We start from the raw sequence: 20,183 nt of genomic DNA, 5'->3' as shown, positions 1-20,183 counted from the left end.
TCCCCCCCTGCCCTGTCCCTTTTTCACTGTCTGCGGATCTCTATTGTCACTCTCCCGCCCTTATCTCCGTTCGCCAACACCATCTCCCCTCCATGCGCCCTGGCTATCTGCTGGACGATTTTCAGTCCCAGCCCGTGGCTGTTTCCTACCTCCATCTGCTGGTCTCCCTGGCGGCGCAATACTTCTTCCGGGAACCCTGGTCCGTTGTCTGTGATCACAATCTGGCACTGCTGCTCCATGTCTTTTAATTGCACCTCTATCCTGCACTTTCCATTCTTTCCACTGTGCCTGATGCTGTTCTGAATCACATTTCCCACGGCCCGCTCCAATAGTTTTCTGTCTCCCTGCACCTTTAGATTCCGGGCTTCCTCGGGGATCTGCACAAGAATCTCCAGGTCCCCGCCCTTGCTCTGATTCATAAATTCTGTGGCTATTTTCCTCAAAAGTCCTGCCATACGTATGTCTTCCACTGACAGAGGCTGCATTTCGTACTCCAACTTTGATGCTAGGTTCAGATCGCTGACCAGCTGCCTGATCTTCAGGCTCTGCATACGGATGACCTCAGCCTGCCGGTGTTCCTCTTCTGTCAGATGCGGACTTTCCTCCAGCTGGCTGGCATATCCCAGGACCAGAGACAGGGGAGTGCGGATATCATGGGATACTCCTGCAATCCATGTGGTTCTGGCCGTGTCTTTTTTCTGCAGTACAGCATGCTGGCTGGCAAGCTCCCGGGAGGTTCTGTTGATTCTGGCTGCCAGCTCCTTTAACGGTCCTGTCTCCTCCAGATCTGTGGGTTCTTTTTCCTCCATCTGTTCAATTCCCTCCGCCAGAGGACGCAGGGACCGGAACAAACGGTATCCCAGCAATGCGGCCAGCCCCAGAGCCAGAATGAGATTTACCAGAAACAGCCCCCAAACCCCCTGTGGGAAATAGGCGATTACCTGTTCCGGAAGCTCAAGCCTGGTCTTCCAGGTGCTGCCCTTCGCCTCCCCATAGACAGCAATCCCGTCCGGATGAACATATGTTTTTACCGGATAGTCCTCCAGATACCATTTGGCAAATGCCGCTACGTCCTGAATGGAATACTTTTTCTTCAGCTTTTCTGGCAGTTCCCAGCTCCAGACTACATTTCCCTCCCCATCCAGCAGCATTGCCCAGACAAACTCTTTTTCAACAGTTGCCATAGATTCCCCCGGCATGTGATACCCATCGGCTTCCTTTACAAGGCTGTCCGTAATCTCTGCCATTCTAAAATAGGTGTGTGTAATCCCACGCTCTCCGTACCGCAGCATATACCCCAGAAAAAAGGTGATATTTAACACTACCAGCAGCAAGGCAATCCCGGCTGCCATTAGTCCGTAGCGCATCTGAATCTTTAAAAAACTTTTCATACCAGTTTATACCCCAGTCCCCGTACCGTGAGAAGATGTGCAGGCGCAGAGGGATTCTCCTCTATTTTTTCCCGCAGCCTTCTCATATGCACCATCAGTGTATTCTCATACCCATAGCTGTCCTCTCCCCAGACCGCCTGACAGAGGCTGTCTATGGTAACAATATTTCCTTTATTCTCATAAAGCTTCTTAAGCAGCGCGTACTCCTTGGCAGTCAAAGTCAGGCTGACATCCCCAAAATCCACAGTGCCTTTGTTCAAATCCACGCTGCGTTCCCCCACCGGGAATACCGGAAGCTTTCCATCCCGTTCCACCGCTGGAAAATAAACCCTTTTCAGGACAGCCCCCAGTCTCAGCAAAAGCTCCCTGGGCAAAAACGGTTTAGTAATATAATCATCTGCTCCCAGTCCTAACCCCAGCAACCGATTCTCATCCTCGTCCCTGGCCGACAAAAAAAGCACCGGCGCCTGGGACTCCATGCGAAAATCACGCATCACCTGAAACCCATCTCCATCCGGCAGCATTACGTCCAGAATGATCCCTTCCGGTTTTACCTGCCAGAATGCCTCCCTGGCCTCCCGACAGCAGCCGGCTTTATATATTTTATAATATCCTTCCTGCCGGAGTATCTTCTCTGTCATCTCCAGAATCCCCCGCTCATCATCCACGATCAAAATTTTGCACTCGTAAATTGATTCCATATACTTATGTCACCTCTCAGCATTTACAGTATTTTTCCTTCATTATACCCCAGAAAAGCAGAAAAAACTGCCTCCCCGGCAAAATGTAAGGTAAATGTAAGGCAGCCTTTAGTTTCCTGTAAGCGGAATCTGGTATCCTTTGAGACAGAGAGAAAAGAAAGGAGCAAGCAATATGCCATATATGATTAAAACCAACGGACTGTGCAAGAAGTACGGAACGGTTATGACTGTAAAGGATCTGGATCTGGCAGTGCCGGAGGGGTCCATCTACGGCTTTCTGGGCCCCAACGGTGCAGGCAAATCCACCACCCTGAAGCTGATTCTGGGACTTGCCGCACCCACCCGGGGCACCATCACAGTCTTCGGAAAAGAAGTCAATTCCCGCAGCCGTCTGTCCATACTAAAAAATGTGGGAAGTCTTATCGAATCCCCCAGTTACTACGGACACCTCACAGGGGAAGAGAATCTGCGTCTGATCCAGACCATCCGTCAGTTGCCGGATGCTAATGTGAAGGAAGTGCTGAAGACGGTACGCCTGACCCAGCAAAAGGACAAAAAGGTGAGCCAGTACTCCCTGGGCATGAAGCAGCGCCTGGGGCTGGCCTGTGCCCTTCTGTCCCATCCCCGGCTTCTGATTCTGGATGAGCCCACCAATGGCCTGGACCCCGCGGGCATCCAGGAAATGCGGGAGCTCATTCTCTCCCTTCCCTCCCGTGAGCAGATGACGGTAGTAGTATCCAGCCATCTGCTCACGGAGATTGACCAGCTGGCCAGTACAGTAGGCATCATTCATAAGGGAGAACTCGTTTTTCAAAACAGTCTGGAAAGTCTTCACGCCAGGAGCAGCCGCCGTCTTCTTCTGGGCACACTGGACAACAGCCGCGCCGCCAATATCCTGCGGACCAACGGGATTGCCTTTCAGGAAACAGAAGACAGGATCGCCCTTCCTTATGCAGAAGACGAGGAAGTAGCTTCCTATGTGCAGCTTTTAACCGCGGAACATGTGGGGATCGCCCGCATTGAAGAAGACTGCAAAAGTCTGGAAGATATCTTCCTGGAATTAACCGGAAAGGCGGTGAGCCTCTGATGAACGCATTCGCACTGGAGGCCCGCAAATGCCGCCACAGGAAGATCTGGGTGATGCCGCTTCTTATTCTGGGATTCCAGCTTTTATGGATCTTGTGGACCACAGGCCGGATGGACGGGGAAGATCTGAGAGACGGCTGGGCCTTTGTTATCATCGGCACGCAGATGCTGAACTGTCTGACCATGCCTGTTCTGGCCTCTGTAACTGCTTCCAGGGTCTGGGACATGGAGCATAAAGGCCAGACACTGAAACTGTTAAAAACCCTAACCCCCTCTTCCGGAATCTTTCACGGCAAGCTTCTGTACGGCTATCTCTGGATGTTCCTCTGCGGGTTTCTCCAGACTCTGGTGATTGCAGCCGCAGGAAAACTCCAGGGCTTTTACGGGCCTGTGCCAGGGGGGCAGCTGGCTTACGCCTTTTGGGTTTGTTCCGGGGTGAATCTGGTCATTTATCTCATTTACCAGATTCTCTCCATGGTGTATGCCAACCAGTTAATTCCCCTGACCGCAGGACTCCTCGGGGCATTTATTGGGTTTTTAAGCAACCTTTTTCCGAAGAGTCTGGGACTTTTGATTCCCTGGGGCTATTATTCCCGCCTTTCCTCTGTGGCTGTCTCTTATGATTTGGAGGCGGTAACTGCTCACTATACTTTTATCCCTATCCCCTGGGCGGACTGGATCCCGGCAGTGATTCTCCTTGTGATTCTTTATCCAGCAGGGCGGATTCTGCTAAGAAAAAAGGAGGTCTGACATGAACCGTATCTTGAAAACCGAACGCTGCAAATTGAAACATTCCTGTATCTGGCTGGCAGTTCTTGGTATCCCGCTGATCCCCGCATTTCTGGGGAGTGCCAATTATGCCGGGAACACCGGTATTCTTACCAGTCAGTGGTACAGTCTCTGGACCCAGGTCACCTTGTTTTACTGCTACTTTTTCTTTCCGGCTCTTATTGGGCTCTACTGCTCCTACCTCTTCCGTCTGGAGCATCTGAACCACAACTGGAATCTGCTTATGACGCTTCCGGTGAGAAGCTCCTCCCTTTTTCTGGGGAAATGGCTCACTGCAGGAGGCCTGATTTTTATTACACAGCTGTTTCTGGTGCTGCTCTATTTTCTGGCAGGGATCTTCCTGGGCCTCACAGCGCCGTTTCCCTGGAGAGAGATTTTTCTGTGGACACTTCTGGGGATTCTGTCCGGAATGGCAATCGCCGCCTTCCAGCTGCTCTGTGCTCTGATTTTCAGAAGCTTTGCGGTTCCGGTGGCCATTGCTTTTGCCGGGGGGCTTGCAGGAATGGGCCTGTATCTGCAAGGATTTGGCCTTTTATCCCCCTTCTCTCTCATGGCCCTGGGGATGAATGCCAACAATCCAAAGGGTGACCTGCCCTATCCCGTTCCTGTGCTCATTGCCGCATGTCTGGGATTCTCTGCACTCTTCTGCTTCCTTGGAATCCTTTGGATGAGAATTCGGGATGTAAAGTCAGAATAGAGTGACTAGGCCGACTATTCTTTTTGGTACTTTGTCCGATTTACTTTGACGTTCTTCTGTGTTACTCTTTACGTAGGGGGAAATTCAGAAAGGAGAAGATAAATGGAAGATCAAACTATCTTACAGGAAATGCTGCAGATCATGAAGTCCTTAGAACGACGCATGGATTCCTTTGAAAAGCGCATGGATTCTTTTGAAAAGCGCATGGATTCTTTTGAAAAGCGCTTAGATTCCATGGAGCATTCACTTGAAACTGTGCAGAAGGATATTCGTTCTATCAAACAGGACATAGAAACACTGGATACCAGGCAGCGGGCCGTCAGCTCTACACTGGAGACCGTGACAAACCGCAATATTTCCATTATAGCCGAGAATCACATAGAGCTGAACAAAAAACTTTACCAAATTCTGGAGACAGAAAATGATGTGGTGCTTTACAAAATCACAACCAACAGACATACCGATCTTCTGGACAACCTGGAACAGAGGGTAGCTGCTCTGGAGACTGCAAGAGAGGGCCGTTTTCCTGCTTAACAGGCCCAAAAAAAGATGCGCATAGGGTTTTAAATAGAAAAAGAGAAGGCAAAGCAGCCGTTAGTTGCTTTGCCTTCTCCTTTTCATTCCCATCCCATAAATCACATGCTACAGATTCGCCCGGATAAGCTTCGGCCGGTAGCCTTCCTTTTCCAGAGCGGTTACAATCTGCTTTTTATGCTCCGTTCCAAATGCTTCCAGGGTAATCTTCAGCTCCACTGCCGCACTTCTGTTAGTGCTTACAAACTGGTTATGATCCAGCTTGATGACATTTCCCCGCTCCCCGGCAATGACACTTGCCACCCGGACCAGTTCCCCTGGCTTATCCGGAAGAAGAACGGATACGGTAAAGATACGGTCTCTTTGGATCAATCCGTGCTGTACCACAGATGACATAGTAATCACATCCATATTGCCCCCGCTTAAGATAGATACTATCTTTTTCTTTTTCACAGGAAGATGCTTTAAAGCTGCTACGGTCAGCAGGCCTGAATTTTCAACGATCATTTTGTGGTTTTCCACCATGTCCAGGAAGGCAACGATGAGCTCATCGTCCTCTACGGTAATGATATCGTCCAGATTCTGCTGGATATAGGGGAAAATCACCTCTCCCGGGGTTTTTACCGCGGTGCCGTCTGCGATGGTATTCACATTGGGAAGAGTTACCACTTCCCCTTTTTCCAGAGATGCCTGCATACAGTTAGCTCCTGCAGGCTCCACGCCGATCACCTTTATATTTGGATTCAGAAGCTTTGCCAGAGTGGACACTCCGGTAGCCAGGCCCCCTCCCCCGATGGGCACCAGTATATAGTCTACCAGCGGAAGCTCCTTTACAATTTCCATGGCAATGGTTCCCTGTCCGGTGGCAACCGCCGGATCGTCAAAGGGATGAATAAAGGTATACCCATGTTCCTCTGCCAGCTCATACGCTTTGGCACAGGCCTCATCATACACATCTCCGGAAAGCACAACCTCGGCCCCGTAGCTTTTGGTGCGCTCCACTTTAATGAGAGGCGTGGTGGTGGGCATAACAATGACTGCCTTGGCGCCAAAGGCCTTGGCGGCATAAGCTACCCCCTGGGCGTGATTCCCCGCGGACGCGGTGATCAATCCCTTTTCTCTCTCCTCCTCAGACAGGGTGCTGATTTTGTAATAGGCTCCCCTGAGCTTGTAGGCCCCTGTAAGCTGCATATTCTCCGGCTTCAGGTATACCTTGTTTCCTGTCTGTCTGCTGAAGTAATCGCTGTAGACTAATTTTGTCTCCTGGGTTACCTGTTTTACAACTTCCGATGCTTCTTCGAACCTGTCTAATGTTAACATATCCTTATCCTTCTTCCTGTTTAATATCAAATAATGCATTTACAAATTCATCTGCATTAAATTTCTGCAGATCGTCGATGCTCTCTCCCACACCTATATACTTCACCGGGATATCAAGCTCAGCCTGAATTGCCACAGCAATTCCGCCCTTTGCGGTGCCGTCCAGCTTAGTAAGAATAATTCCTGTAATATCCGCCACTTCCTTAAACTGTCTGGCCTGCACCAGGGCGTTCTGCCCTGTGGTTCCGTCTAACACAACCAGCGTCTCCAGATGGGCGTCCGCATACTCTCTTTCGATGATACGGTAAATCTTTTTCAGCTCAGCCATAAGGTTTTTCTTGTTATGGAGTCTTCCTGCCGTATCACACAGAAGAACATCTGCATTTCTTGCCTTTGCAGCCGCAATTGCATCATAGACAACAGCTGCCGGGTCCGCCCCGTTCTGGCCGGTGATAATCTCAACCCCCGCACGGTTCGCCCACTGGCTCAGCTGCTCCGTAGCCGCCGCACGGAAGGTATCTGCGGCTGCCAGGATTACTTTTTTTCCCTGATCCTTCAGCTTCCCGGCCAACTTTCCCACAGAAGTGGTTTTCCCCACCCCGTTGACGCCGATCACCAGTACGACAGACTTCTGGTTTTCGAATTCGTAGGCAGTCTCCCCCACATCCATCTGCGCTTTAATGCTGTCTATCAGGAGCTGTTTGCACTCTGAGGGCTCCTTGATCTTTTTCTCTGCCACCTGTTCCTTCAGGTTCTGTATAATCGCATTCGTGGTATTAATTCCAATATCGCCCATAACCAGTATCTCTTCGATCTCCTCATAGAAATCATCATCAATGCTGGAAAAACCACTGAAAATGGAGTCTATGCCGGATACAATATTGTCTCTGGTCTTGGATAAGCCTTCCACCAGTCTGCGAAAAAAGCCGCGCTTTTCCTTTTCCTCTGACATTCTTTCTCCTCCTACTTGTCTAAATCATTTTCTATTAAGTTGACAGACACCAGCGTGGAGATTCCTTTCTCCTGCATGGTGATACCATAGAGACGGTCCGCAGCCGTCATGGTACCTCTTCTATGTGTTATAATAATAAATTGTGTATTCTTTGTCAACTTATGTAAATATTGTGCATATCTCGTTACGTTGGAGTCATCCAGAGCAGCCTCGATCTCGTCCAGAAGACAGAAGGGAGATGGCTTTAGATTCTGGATGGCAAAAAGCAGTGCAATGGCGGTGAGAGCCTTTTCCCCTCCGGAAAGCTGCATCATATTCTGAAGCTTCTTTCCAGGCGGCTGCGAGATAATCCGTATCCCTGCTTCCAGAACATCCCCCTCCTCCTCTTCCATCAGTTCCAGAGTTCCCTTGCCGCCCCCGAAAAGTTCCTTGAATGCTTTGTCGAATTCCACCTGGATCTGGGCGAATTTCTCGGTAAATTGTTTCCGCATCCCGCTGTCCAGCTCCTCAATAATTCCCAGGAGCGTTTCTTCTGCCTTAACCAGGTCCTCATGCTGGGCAGCAAGGAAGGTATGGCGCTCCAGAAGATTTTTATAGTCTTCAATTGCGTTCACATTCACATCTCCCAGCTTGCGGATCTCATCCTTGATTCCGGCGATGCTCTTCTTGATTGCCCCCCGCTCTCCCAGTTCTTCGGGCCGGTTTTCCAGGGCCTGCCCCAGTGTAATTTCATACTCTTCCCACATGTAGTTGATTTGATTTTCCTGGAACTCTTCCAGCTTTTCTTTCTGGCCGTTCAGTCGGAAGCACTCTTTGTCCAGAAGATTCATGCGTCCTGAGAGCTCATCCCGCTTCTGAAAGAAAGACTTGTGGGAAAGATTTATCTCTTCCTTTTTGGCCAGGTATTCCTTCATCTGCCTCTCATCGTCCTCTTCCGTCTGCCGAGCAGCCTCTATGGTTTTCTGAATCTCAGAGATATCCCTCTCCTTTTTGGCAATATCCTTGGCTCCCTCCTCCAGATTTACATCCATATCCGCCAGCTGCTGCTCCAGATTGTCTATTTCCTCTGTGATACGGTTCAAGTTCTGCACCAGGAATCCCTTTTTTGAGGACAGATTGGCAGCTTCCAGGTGAATCTCCTCCAGCTCCCTGGAAAGAAGGGCTTCTGCCTCCCGCTTTTCCTCCAGAAGCTTCTGCGTTTCCTCAATGATCCGGTTCTGTTCTGCCTCTCTCAGGTCAAATGCATCTATCTCTCCCTGAATGGAACCGCTGCTGTCCGCAATCTCAGACATCTGCGTCTCAATCTCTTTGGCCTCCTGGCCCAGTCTGGTATATCGTTCCCGGATCCCCGCGTACCGTTCCTCTGCGGAGGTCATATTCATCCGGGCAGTATTCTCTGCCAGATACAGCTCCTGAAGCTTCTCTCCCAGGCTGCCCAGATGCTCCCGGAGGGCATTTCTGCTGTTTCTGTAACCCTCCAGCGTTTTCTGCATCTGATCCATATCGGCTTTTAAAGCCTTCACACTGGACTCCAGTTCTTCAATCTCTCTTCTTCTCCCCAGAAGATTGCTGCTGTTCTTAAACGCGCCTCCGGTGAGGGAACCGCCCGGACTCAGGAGATCTCCTTCCACGGTTACCATCCGGATGGAGTAATGATACTTTTTGGAAATGGCGATTCCGTGATCCATATGGTCAACCACCAGTGTCCGCCCCAGCAGATGATGAATCATCCCCTGGTATTCCGGCTCTGCCTGCACAAGCTCACTGGCCACGCCGATCACACCCGGCTCCTTTCGGGCCTCCTGGTTCACCATAGCCTTTTTATTCTGGGCCATACTGGTCAGAGGAAGAAAGGTCGCCCTTCCGTACCGGTTCTTTTTCAGGAAGGAAATCATTGTCTTGGCCGTATTTTCATTATCCGCTACAATATTCTGAATGCTTCCTCCCAGAGCAGTTTCTATGGCAGTTTCATATCTCTTGTCTACCTTAATGAGATCCGCCACCACACCTTTGATCCCCGGCTGATTCTTTTTCTGCTCCATCACCCTGCGGATACTATTGCCGTAGCCGTCATACCGCTCCGTGAGGTTTTTTAAGGATTCCAGCCTGGAAGCCTCTCTGTGATAGGCAGTCTGCCCGATCTCCATCTCCCTGCCGCCTTTGGCTATCAGAGTCTGGAGCTTCTGAATCTCTGCTTCCGTATTTTGGCTCTCCCCTGTATACTTCTGAATCTCTTTTCCCAGCCGGGCAAGTTCTTCTTCCTGTTCCTTCTGAATCTGTTCCTGCTCGTTTTCCTGGCTCTTTAAAATCAGGATCTGCTTGTTCAGCTCTGCCTTGCGAATGGAAATCTGTTCCCGCATGGCCTCAAATCGCTGCAGTTTCCCCTTTATAGAAGATTTCTGATTCAGCAGCTCAATGATTTCACTTTTTGCCTCCTCCATCTTCTCCAGAAGCTCTGTGATATCACCGGCCAGGCTGTCGTACGACTTCTGCTTCTCTGTCTGTCCGGCGCTTACCGCTGCTATCTCCCGTTTAAGATCTGCCTTCTGCCCTTCAAGCTCTGTGATATCCTCTTTTTTCTTTTCAATCTCACTTTTAATCTCCAGGGCGCGGTTCTGGAAATGCTCGTCATTCATCCGGGCCGTATTAATCTGCTCCCGGAGAACATTAATCTCTCCTTCCAGCTGCTGCTTCATAAGAGCTTTCTGGCCGGCCTCTTCCCTGGCCTTCTCAATTCTGAGATCCAGCTGCTCCAGCTCAGCTTCTGCCTTCTCGTACTCAGTTTTTGTGATAGCGAACGCCTCCTGCGTCTCCGAAAGGTCATCTCTGGCTATCCTATATTTCTGCTCTATCTCCTGCAGCTGGCTCTTGCTGTGCTCCATCTCCAGCAGAAACATATTGATATCCAGCTGCTTTAATTCATCCTTTTTCTTCAGATAAATCTTCGCAGTCTCTGACTGCCGTTCCAGGGGTCCCAGCTGCCTGGACAGCTCAGATAAAATATCATTGACACGGGTCAGGTTCTGCTGCTCCTCCTCCAGTTTTTTCAGGGCAGTGGCCTTACGTCTCTTGAACTTGACGATTCCCGCGGCTTCATCAAAGAGTTCTCTTCTCTCCTCCGGCTTTCCGCTTAAGATCTTGTCAATCTGTCCCTGGCCAATGATGGAATATCCTTCCTTTCCGATACCGGTATCGTAAAAAAGTTCATTCACATCCTTCAGCCTGCAGGAGGTCCCGTTTAAAAGATATTCGCTCTCACCGGAACGGTACAGACGCCTGGCCACCGTTACCTCCTCATAATCAATGGGAAGCTGGTGGTCAGAGTTGTCCAGGGTAATGGCCACATAGGCGAAACCCAGGGGTTTCCTGGTCTCTGTTCCGGAAAAGATAACATCCTGCATGTTCCCCCCGCGAAGCTGCTTGGCGCTCTGCTCCCCCAGAACCCAGCGCACCGCATCGGCCACATTGCTTTTTCCGCTGCCGTTTGGACCCACGATACCGGTGATTCCGTTGTGGAATTCAAAGGTTATTTTGTTGGCAAAGGACTTGAATCCCTGCACGTCAATACTTTTAAGATACATACTTCACCTGCCTATTTTTTTAGTAAGCGGATGGCATTATAGGCAGCCTGTTGTTCTGCGGCCTTTTTCGTCCTTCCCTGTCCGTGCCCGATGACTTTTCCTTCCAGCTGCGCCTCCACGGTAAAGGTCTTATTGTGATCCGGGCCTTCTTCCTTTGTCAGTACATATACTACTTCTGATGTGTATTCCCCCTGGACAATTTCCTGCAGGGTAGTCTTGCTATCATAAAAGAGCTGTTTGTGCTCCACGTCATTGAGCACGTGGGCCAGAATAAACTCTTTTGCATTAGCAAAACCACCATCCAAATAGATAGCTCCAATGACAGCCTCCACAGCGTCTGAGATAATGGAGTCCCGCGTTCTTCCACCTGTGGCATCCTCACCCTTTCCCAATCTCAGGTACCTGCCCAGAGACAGCTCCCGGCCGCAGAATGCAAGGGTAGGCTCACATACCAGACTTGCGCGCTTTTTTGTCAGTTCTCCCTCCGGCTGGTTCGGGTAATTCAGATATAAAAATTCGCTGGTAACCACCTCCAGCACCGCGTCGCCTAAAAATTCCAGACGTTCATTGTTATAAAGCTTATCCATTCTGTGTTCATTGGTAAAGGAGCTGTGTATCAGCGCCTGGTTCAGAAGCTCCATGTCCTGAAAAGTGTATCCGATGATACGCTCCAGCTCCAGCAGTCCGTCGTAACGTCCCATAGTTCTCTCCTTTTTCTGTTCTTCAGATATCCTTTATCAGAAAAGCTGCTGCACCAAGATAGTGCAACAGCCCTGTTTCTCTAAGCATTATCCGATTGCTTTTTTAATCTGCTCAACGGCATCGCCCACTGAGACAATCTGTTCAGCTTCCTCCGTTGGGATCTCAATATCGAATTCCTCTTCAATCCCCATAATGATCTGGAAAATGTCAAGGGAATCTGCCCCTAAATCATCTACAAATGTAGTGTCCGGTGTAATCTCCTCCGTATCAACATTTAATACCTCTGCAATAATCTTTTGTAACTTTTCCAATTCCATGTCATGTAATCCTCCCTTAATTTTCTTCTACATTACCAGAAATATGGTCTTTGATTTTGCCGTTGATATCCTGGTTTTTAAATTGAATACATTGGATAATAGAATTCTTGAATTCTGACGCCTTGGAACTTCCGTGGCACTTTACCACCAGTCCTTTCAGTCCCAGAAGCGGCGCACCGCCGTACTGGCTGGCATCAAAGCTTTTCAGCACCTTTTTCAGTGAGGGCTTCACCAGAAGTGCCCCCAGTTTGCCCCGGAAGCTGGATACCATCGCTCCTTTTATCTTGGATATGAGGGTATTGCCCACACCTTCGTACAATTTCAGTATAACATTTCCCACAAATGCCTCACAGACAATGACGTCGGCATCTCCGTTTGGAATGTCCCTGGCCTCAATATTTCCCACAAAGTTAATATCGCTGCACTCTTTCAGCAGAGGAAAGGTTTCCTTCACCAGAGCATTGCCCTTCTCCTCCTCCGCACCGATATTGACAATCGCCACACGGGGGTTCCTGATTCCTACGACGTGTTCCATATAGACGGATCCCATGCGGGCAAACTGCACCAGATGGGAGGGCCGCGCGTCCACATTAGCCCCGCAGTCGATCAGAAGCGAGACACCGTCCCTGGTGGGAATCAGCGGTGCCAAAGGGGGGCGTTCCACACCTTTGATTCTTCCTACCAAAACCTGCCCGCCAACCAGCACAGCTCCTGTACTTCCCGCGGACACAAAGGCGTCAGCTTCCTGGTTCTTGACCATCTTCATCCCCACTACAATGGAAGAATCTTTCTTTCCTCTGATGGCTGTTACCGGAGGTTCTCCGGTCTCAATTACCTCTGCAGCCGGTATGATAGTTACTCTTTCCTTGGGGTAGGTACAGCCCGCCAGCTCTTTCTCAATCAGCGGTGCCTGTCCTACCAGGAGTACCTGCAGATTTTCTTTTTCATTCACTGCTTCTATGGCACCTTTTACAGCCTCCGCCGGGGCATTGTCTCCGCCCATGGCATCCACTGCCACTTTTACTAACTCGTCCATGTGTTTCCTCCTAATAATACCTACCCACAATATTACTAAACATCGAAAGAAAATGCAACATTTCCGTTATTTTTCTTTATTCCATCTTTCCGTCACTGCCCAGATGATAGCCTTCCACGTCTTTATCTGCTGCCATAGAGCCGTCTTCGTTCAGATAATACCAGCTGTCGCCGTCCTGGAACCAGCCCGTTCTGATATAGCCGTTCTCATCAAATACGTACCATTTGCCCTGAATCTCTTTCCACTGGCTCTTTATAAAGCTTCCGTCAGCATTTTCAAACCACCAGCCTTTGTCATCCTGCTTCCACTGACCGGATTCCGCGTTCACTACATTGCCCTCTTCATCATTTACAATGACTTCCGCAGTCTCACTGGTAGTCCCCTCCGTAGAATTCTGAACCGTGTTGGTGGCTACTACATAATAATAGTAGATCCCCGGCTGATCCGTTGGCGGGGTATACGTATCGTCCGTGGCACCCTCGATTATGGTTCCGCCCCCGTTGGTATTCGTCATATTCCGGTACCACTGGTAGGTCAGCGTTCCCGAGTCGCTCACAGAGGCTTCCACCTTCAGGGGCGTTGCTCCCTGGTGCAGGCCGTAGGTCATGCTTCCGCTTAAATTGGCTGTGAATTCAGGTTTTGCCACAGGGACCTCCGGTTCTTCCTGAATGACTTCTTCCTGAACGGATTCCTCCTCGTCTGCCTTCTCTGTGCCCAGTATTTTGTCAATATATTTCTGCGGACTACAGGCTGTCAGAGACAGTACACAGCATCCAAAGAGAATGCCCAGTAACCCCTTTTTTAATTGGTACATTATAATTCCTCCTTTTCTCATAGTGAGGGGAGAATCTCCCGTGATAAATTTATTTCTCCACAAGTGTACTCATTCTCGAACAATTTGTCAACTGTACAGGAAAAAAAGAGGTAAGCAGTCTTACAGCAAACGCCAGATATGCTCGCTGATCTCATAGAGCAGCTTCACCTGCTGCTGCCTGTCCCCCACGGTCACCAGGCACTGAAACACAATGGCATCCGTCCACTCAGACTGACAGGAAAGCACACGGTCAATGCGGACATCAAATTTCTCTTCCTCTGTCTCGAACCGAAGTGCTACCGGCTCCACTCTTCCCAGCTTGTTAAAGGTAGCAATCACACAGATAGAGCGGTACATATGAGCTTTGGGATTCCTGACCTGGTGGAGGGTCATAGCATCCATATTAAAATTCTTGGACATTGCAAGTCATCTCCTTCCCATTTTCGAACATTTGTTCTTTTCTCAGCTTTATTATACGGAATCTCCCCCCATACTGCAAGAGGGAAAAATATCCACACATTCGCTGAGATACAAACGCATGCCTAAGCCCCGGAATCCGATAAATACTGAGCCAGCAGCTGATTCAGCATCCCTGTGTCAATAGGCTTTGAGACATGGGCATTCATCCCCATACGGAGTGCTGTCCGCACATCCTCCTCAAAGGCATTGGCTGTCATAGCCACAATAGGGATAGTTTTCACATCCCGGCGGTTCATGCTTCGTATCACTCTGGTAGCCTCGTAACCGTCCATAATGGGCATTTTTATATCCATGATGATCATGTCATAATAGCCTTCCTCTGAGACCTCCACCTTTTTTACCGCTTCCTCTCCGTCACAGGCTTCTTCTATCTGCACGCCTGTACTGCCAATAAGCTCCACAGCAATCTCTCTGTTGAGTTCGTTGTCCTCCACCAGCAGCAGACGCTTCCGGGAATAGTCCGGGGCTGTCTCTTCTGACTGCTGGGGCAGTCTGCTGCCGCTGTCCAGTTCTTTCAGGAGATGGTAAACCTTAGACCGGTAGAAGGGCAGGGATAAAAACGCAGCGGCATCTGTCTCTTTTCCCTCATATTCTATCTCCGCCCATTCTCCTGCGGTAAGTACCAGCGCAGGACTCTTGGCACCACAGTGTTCCCGGATAAGCCGGACAGCTTCTGCGCCCCCGCCTTCCCCGGGAGAACAATTAATAAATACCAGACCGCATGGATTTCCGGAATCCCGGGCCTCCATAATATAGGAGACTGCCTCTTCTCCGCTTCCCACAGCCTCTGCGGGAAGTCCCATATCCGCCAGAAGCCGGACAGTATTTTCCCGGGATTGGACATTCCCATCTACAATCAGGGTACGGACCCCCCTCCAATGATAGGGGACTTTTTCCTCCGGGGCATCCTGCACCTTCAGAGGAATCCTCACGGTAAATACAGAACCTATGCCGGTCTTGCTTTCAACCTGAATCTCTCCATTCATCAGATCCACAAGGTTCTTGGTGATTGCCATACCCAGTCCGGTCCCTGCAATCTTGCTGCTTGTGGAATCCTGGGCACGCTCAAACGGCTGAAAAATCATCTTTAAAAACTCTTCCTTCATGCCGATTCCTGTATCCGCACAGCGAAACACATAGCATTGATAGCCAAACCCTGTACTGTCCTCCTGGCTGACCTCGATGCGAATCCTTCCCCCTGAGGGCGTATACTTAACTGCGTTGCTCAGAATATTCAGGCACACCTGCTGGAGACGCAGAGGATCCCCTGTTACATTCTCGTTTTTCAGGGCTGCCAGACAGACATCGGTCTGTAACTGCTTTCCATATGCCTGCGTCCGGATTAATTCTACGGTCTCTGTAATTAATTCAGCAAAATTAAAAGGCTCCTCCCGAAGCGTCAGCTTTCCGCTCTCAATTTTTGACATATCCAGGACATCGTTGATCAGTCCGAGAAGGTGTCGGCTGGAAAGTGCAATCTTTTTCAGGCATTCATCCACCCGCCTGGTATCGTCCAGATGAGCGGCGGCAATGGAGGTCATGCCTACTATGGCGTTAATCGGCGTTCGGATATCATGGCTCATATTAGACAGAAACTGGCTTTTCCCCCTGTTCGCGGCATTTGCATTGTCCAAAGCGCTCTGAAGCGCCTGGCGCCGCTGTTCCTCCTCGTAACGCTGTTCATCGCTCCTCCTGGATATGAGGATCGCCAGCTCATCCCCGGAATAAGGATTATCCACATAAATAATCTGCGTAGAGATCCAGTGATACCGGCCGTCTGCAAGCATTTGCTTTGCCTCTATAAAAACTTCGTTTTTCGTGTGCCCAAGAGTACCATAAAGATTTTCAGGGGCAAAGTGAAGCCGGAACTTACTCACGTGATCCGGATGGATGGTAGCAGCCATATCTTCATAGAGCTCACTGTATGATTTTTGTCTGCCAAGATCCAGCATAAGACCGGGCTGGACATATATGAAGCCCAGCTTTTCATTGGTGAGATTCACCTGGATAATAACCGGATAGGCATTGGCAAGCGCTCCCACCAGCGTGATGCGCTCCTGAAGCTGTTCCTTCTCTTTGGCCTCTTCCGCCGTTTTTTCATCCGTGATATCATGAAAAGCCGCAATCAGGACAGGTTCCCCGTTTTCGTCCTGTGTCTTTTCCACAATGCCTCCGGCCCAAAAATAACTGCCCTCCGCTCTTTTTAATCTGGCTGTAAATACATGTTTCCCACTGGCTTCGGAGGTTTCCCGAAAAAGCTGTGCAGCCTCCCCGTAATCTTCCGGATGAATCATATCTCTGAGGGAAACGTCCTCCGGCACATCATCTTGAGAGCCCTCCTGGTATTGCAGCAGACGCAGGCCTTCTTCATTAATCTGAAGAAAACGGTGAGGCGGGTCTGTTGTAATCAGCGCAATGCCCTCAGGAATAACATTGTACAGATGTACAATATACTCCGCCTGGTGATCCAGTTTTCTTTTCGTCTTGGCGGCAGACCGGATGTAAAATAGTACCAGAAAAATAATTCCCAGAATAATGCTGGCGATAAGAACCATAGAGCGGGTTAGAATATCCCGGCTCTGCTCACTCACCACTTTTTCCGGAATAATGGAAATCAGATACCAGTCCGACTCCAGCTTCAGCGGTGTGTAGCAGAAAACAGTATCTTCCCCCTGATAGCGGAACACTGCCCAGCCCGTGTGGAACTCTTGAAGAGAGTTGGCAAATGCCTCAAGACTCTCCGGCTGATTCTGGGATTCCGGCAGCATATCAAACAGGTTTTTAACCGTTTTATTACTGTTCGGATGGGGAGAGCGGATGAGAACATCCCCCTGTGTATTGATGATATAGGAGAATCCCGAGTCCTTGTAGAAAGACAGACTGAAGCTTTCTGCTATGCTGACTACCTCATACTCTTTCACAAGACAGCCCTCTGTGCCGTCAGTCATGGTTACTTTTACGTATAGATCAAATACATTCATTCCTGTTGCGCTGCTGATATGGGGATTCAGAATACCTTCCTGGCTCTCCCCCTCCCACAGATCAGCCTCTGCCCGGCTGTCCTTCTGCAGGCCCTCCGGATAGCAGCTTCCATCTCTCAGGTAGAGACTGATATTGCTCTCCATGCGGCTGTACTGTTCCATCAGCCCGGCCGCCTGCTCCATCTGTTCCCCTGAAAATTCACTTATTTTTTCAGCGGCAGCTTTCATAGACGCAAAGTCGTGCTGCAGCTGCATTTGCAGCGCATTGCAGCCCTGACTGGTGCTCTCCACGATAGCACTGACCGATTGTTCCCAGAGCTGCTTTTTGACATACTGAATAAAAGAAAAGGTCAAGAGCATAAGAACAGCTCCAATGAGGACAGCGGCCAGAGCAATTTTCTTCTTTGAACTTCTGCTTTCTTCCCTGATCACGGCACACTCCTTTCTTCCTCAGCCCTTTGATCCATCCAGTCCATAACTGATTCCAGCGCTTCACCCGCAAGCAGCTTCTCCGATGCCTGGGCCGTCAGATCCCAAATGGGCAGATTCAGCATTCCGTCTGCCCCAATCACAGTCCTGCCTGACTGGTAACAGGCAATCAGAGGCTGAATTTCTTCCCTGGAGGAAGGGCTTCCCTCTTTCAGGGGACTGAAGGAAGATTGCTGATCTGCAAATTGCTGAATATTCTCTCTCTGTGTAAAATACTCCACAAACTGTTTGGCCGCTGCCTCATTCTTGCTGTTTGCATTTACGCTCAGACGTGTATCTGCGTTGATTACCATAAGCGCACCGTCCTCCAGAGCCGGGAGGGGAACCACCTGAAATTCAAACCCTGGTTCCATATCTCTGACCCGTCCGGCAGCCCAGGCCCCCGTCAGCATAAACGGAGAGCCCCCCTTTGCAAACTCTTCCAGATCATCAGAGGTTTTCTTTGTATGCGCTGCCTTCTCCCCGTCAATATACCCCTTGCGGACAAAGCGATCCGCCAGTGAAAACCCGGGGGTCAGGTACTCACTTAATCTATCTTCGCCCCGGTTCAGCCGGGAAAACACCTCTGACTGCCGTCCCTCCTGATACACAGAATAAAACCCGGCGCCTATTGCTAATGTTTTTAAGGAGATATCATTATTGGCGATAATGGGTGTGATTCCCTGTCCCTTAAAATACCCGCAAACCTCTTCCCATTGGGAAAGATTTTCCGGGATCTTTTGCTTATGCTCTTCCAGCAGATCCAGATTACAGTAAAGGCCAAACGCCGACACTGTAGTGGGAACCCAGAAAATCTTTCCCTCACGCTCCATCTGACTGAGCATCTGATCCGTATACTCATTTGTAGAGGCAATCCCCGAGAGATCCGCCAACTGTCCCTCTTCCCCCAGCCTAAGCACAATATCATGATTCACCATAAAGACATCGTCGCCCTTTCCGGCAGACAGCCTTTTCTCCAGAGCCTCATAATATTCTGTCCCCTTCAGACTCTCATAGGAAACCCTTATTTCAGGATTTTCACTCATAAAGTCCGATATAATCTCTTCAATCACCGTAACATTCTCCGGTTCATATTTATTCCCGAAAAATGTAATGGATGTAACCTCTTCATTTGCGTCCCAATAGTTTACCACCTGATTTTTACTTCCGCATCCCGGAAGCATCAGGGAAAACATGAATAGTGCAGAACATAAACCTGCTATCTTTTTCCTTTTCATCTGCAGCCTCTCTTTTAATTTAAAATGCCGGACTCCATTTCAGGATTATATGCCCTTCAAGGGGATATACGGCACCCTTACACTAAAGTATAACATAATGAATTGTAGTAATCCATTATTTTAGCATGGTATAACATGTTCTGCCAAAAAGAAGACCGGGAAAAAGCCATTGGCCTTTTCCCGGTCTTCTTTTACATTCCCAGGATTAATCCATGGAAATGATTTCTTTTTTGTTGTAAGAGCCACATGCCTTGCATACTCTGTGAGGCATCATTAATTCTCCGCATTTGCTGCATTTTACTAAATTCGGAGCGCTCATTTTCCAGTTTGCTCTTCTTTTATCTCTTCTAGCTTTAGAAGTTTTATTCTTTGGACAGATGGACATTGTTTACACCTCCTTAAACTTGCTGAATATATCACTGATTACCGCCATCCTGGGATCCAGGTTCTCGACCTTGCAGTCACAGGGACCCTGGTTCAAATTCTTTCCACAATGGCTACAGATTCCTTTGCAGTCATCTTTACACAGTACCCGTAAGGGCCAATTGATTAAAATCTCATTATAAACTAACTGCTCTACATCCAGGTTGCCTCCTGTGATATAATTGCTTTCATCCAAATCTTTTATCCGTTCTTCTTCTGACTGCTTCATGTCTACTTCCCGTTCAAAGGCAAACACAATCTCCTCAGGCACGTCCGAAAGACAGCGTCCGCAGGGGATCAACAGAGTCACACTTCCTTCTCCGTTAATCTGCAGTACTTTTTTTCCTTTGTTCTGAATGGTAAAATGTACCGGTGTTTTCTTTTGTACAGGGAAAGTTCCCAGCCTGGAGGTGAAGTTTTCCATGTCCACCATGGCTTCCACACGTTGTGTTTCTCCCTCTTTGGATAAAATATCTGATAAATTAATTAGCATAACAGTCTCCTAATCACACCTTATTGATTATACCTGGGGCATGGCCATTTGTCAACTATTTTTTCCAGAATAGAACAATTTTTGAACCGGATAACACAGCCGGTGTCAATAACTTTAGAAAATGTCACTTTTTATAGGCTATATTAACTTTAGAAAATGTCACTTTTTAAACAGGCTCTT

The 20,183-nt window shown here is 49.1% G+C and carries 18 protein-coding genes; 4 read left to right on the top strand and 14 right to left on the bottom strand.

Annotation, left to right across the window (positions count from 1 at the left end; translation table 11 throughout):
• Window positions 1–23: 23 nt before the first annotated feature.
• Together GKG41_RS21610 and GKG41_RS21605 are read right to left on the bottom strand one after the other, a co-directional pair.
• On the bottom strand, window positions 24–1,391 hold the full coding sequence (locus GKG41_RS21610; protein ID WP_154262234.1) for a HAMP domain-containing sensor histidine kinase: 1,368 nt from the start codon (window positions 1,389–1,391) through the stop codon (window positions 24–26).
• Window positions 1,388–2,092, bottom strand: coding sequence for a response regulator transcription factor (locus GKG41_RS21605; RefSeq protein WP_154262230.1), 705 nt, complete (start codon window positions 2,090–2,092; stop codon window positions 1,388–1,390). Before GKG41_RS21605 ends, GKG41_RS21610 begins: the two co-directional genes overlap by 4 nt.
• Before the next feature lie 172 nt (window positions 2,093–2,264).
• Here GKG41_RS21605 and GKG41_RS21600 point away from each other — a divergent pair, with 172 nt between their 5' ends.
• From GKG41_RS21600 to GKG41_RS21585, 4 genes are all read left to right on the top strand, one after another.
• Window positions 2,265–3,179, top strand: coding sequence for an ABC transporter ATP-binding protein (locus GKG41_RS21600; protein ID WP_154262228.1), 915 nt, complete (start codon window positions 2,265–2,267; stop codon window positions 3,177–3,179).
• Window positions 3,179–3,928, top strand: coding sequence for an ABC transporter permease (locus GKG41_RS21595; protein ID WP_154262225.1), 750 nt, complete (start codon window positions 3,179–3,181; stop codon window positions 3,926–3,928). The genes GKG41_RS21600 and GKG41_RS21595 overlap by 1 nt, the downstream gene beginning before the upstream one ends.
• Before the next feature lies 1 nt (window position 3,929).
• Window positions 3,930–4,664 carry an ABC transporter permease gene (locus GKG41_RS21590; RefSeq protein WP_154262222.1) on the top strand — a complete coding sequence of 245 codons (735 nt, stop codon included), beginning with the start codon at window positions 3,930–3,932 and terminating at the stop codon, window positions 4,662–4,664.
• 102 nt (window positions 4,665–4,766) lie between these two features.
• The gene (locus GKG41_RS21585; protein ID WP_154262219.1) at window positions 4,767–5,198 is read left to right on the top strand and encodes a hypothetical protein; all 432 of its coding nucleotides are present in this window, start codon (window positions 4,767–4,769) and stop codon (window positions 5,196–5,198) included.
• A gap of 108 nt (window positions 5,199–5,306) precedes the next feature.
• Here the strand turns inward: GKG41_RS21585 and ilvA are convergent, their stop codons facing one another.
• From ilvA to GKG41_RS21525, 12 genes are all read right to left on the bottom strand, one after another.
• Complete coding sequence (ilvA, locus tag GKG41_RS21580) at window positions 5,307–6,518, bottom strand: threonine ammonia-lyase (protein ID WP_072852140.1); 1,212 nt, start codon at window positions 6,516–6,518, stop codon at window positions 5,307–5,309.
• Between the two features lie 4 nt (window positions 6,519–6,522).
• Window positions 6,523–7,470 carry a signal recognition particle-docking protein FtsY gene (gene ftsY / locus GKG41_RS21575; protein ID WP_072852142.1) on the bottom strand — a complete coding sequence of 316 codons (948 nt, stop codon included), beginning with the start codon at window positions 7,468–7,470 and terminating at the stop codon, window positions 6,523–6,525.
• Window positions 7,471–7,481: 11 nt separating this feature from the next.
• Window positions 7,482–11,051 carry a chromosome segregation protein SMC gene (gene smc / locus GKG41_RS21570; protein WP_154262216.1) on the bottom strand — a complete coding sequence of 1,190 codons (3,570 nt, stop codon included), beginning with the start codon at window positions 11,049–11,051 and terminating at the stop codon, window positions 7,482–7,484.
• Window positions 11,052–11,062: 11 nt separating this feature from the next.
• Window positions 11,063–11,752, bottom strand: coding sequence for a ribonuclease III (rnc, locus tag GKG41_RS21565; protein WP_173015691.1), 690 nt, complete (start codon window positions 11,750–11,752; stop codon window positions 11,063–11,065).
• Between the two features lie 87 nt (window positions 11,753–11,839).
• Window positions 11,840–12,070, bottom strand: a complete 231-nt coding sequence (gene acpP / locus GKG41_RS21560) for an acyl carrier protein (RefSeq protein WP_154262205.1) — start codon at window positions 12,068–12,070, stop codon at window positions 11,840–11,842.
• 16 nt (window positions 12,071–12,086) lie between these two features.
• Window positions 12,087–13,106, bottom strand: a complete 1,020-nt coding sequence (gene plsX, locus GKG41_RS21555) for a phosphate acyltransferase PlsX (protein ID WP_154262203.1) — start codon at window positions 13,104–13,106, stop codon at window positions 12,087–12,089.
• 76 nt (window positions 13,107–13,182) lie between these two features.
• Window positions 13,183–13,920 (bottom strand): hypothetical protein, encoded by a 738-nt coding sequence (locus GKG41_RS21550; RefSeq protein WP_173015692.1) that lies wholly within the window; start codon window positions 13,918–13,920, stop codon window positions 13,183–13,185.
• Between the two features lie 120 nt (window positions 13,921–14,040).
• On the bottom strand, window positions 14,041–14,340 hold the full coding sequence (locus GKG41_RS21545) for a hypothetical protein (protein WP_154262191.1): 300 nt from the start codon (window positions 14,338–14,340) through the stop codon (window positions 14,041–14,043).
• 122 nt (window positions 14,341–14,462) lie between these two features.
• Window positions 14,463–17,813 (bottom strand): response regulator, encoded by a 3,351-nt coding sequence (locus GKG41_RS21540; protein WP_347563389.1) that lies wholly within the window; start codon window positions 17,811–17,813, stop codon window positions 14,463–14,465.
• Window positions 17,810–19,087 (bottom strand): ABC transporter substrate-binding protein, encoded by a 1,278-nt coding sequence (locus GKG41_RS21535; protein WP_154262188.1) that lies wholly within the window; start codon window positions 19,085–19,087, stop codon window positions 17,810–17,812. Before GKG41_RS21535 ends, GKG41_RS21540 begins: the two co-directional genes overlap by 4 nt.
• A 205-nt stretch (window positions 19,088–19,292) precedes the next feature.
• The gene (rpmF, locus tag GKG41_RS21530) at window positions 19,293–19,472 is read right to left on the bottom strand and encodes a 50S ribosomal protein L32 (protein ID WP_072852178.1); all 180 of its coding nucleotides are present in this window, start codon (window positions 19,470–19,472) and stop codon (window positions 19,293–19,295) included.
• 3 nt (window positions 19,473–19,475) lie between these two features.
• The gene (locus GKG41_RS21525) at window positions 19,476–20,003 is read right to left on the bottom strand and encodes a DUF177 domain-containing protein (protein WP_154262185.1); all 528 of its coding nucleotides are present in this window, start codon (window positions 20,001–20,003) and stop codon (window positions 19,476–19,478) included.
• Window positions 20,004–20,183 lie beyond the last annotated feature (180 nt).

The sequence above is a fragment of the Lactonifactor sp. BIOML-A5 genome, assembly GCF_009677585.1.
GTDB lineage: Bacteria > Bacillota > Clostridia > Lachnospirales > Lachnospiraceae > Lactonifactor.
Note: the sequence above shows the minus strand (reverse complement) of the source record. Positions and strands in the feature narration are given on the sequence as shown.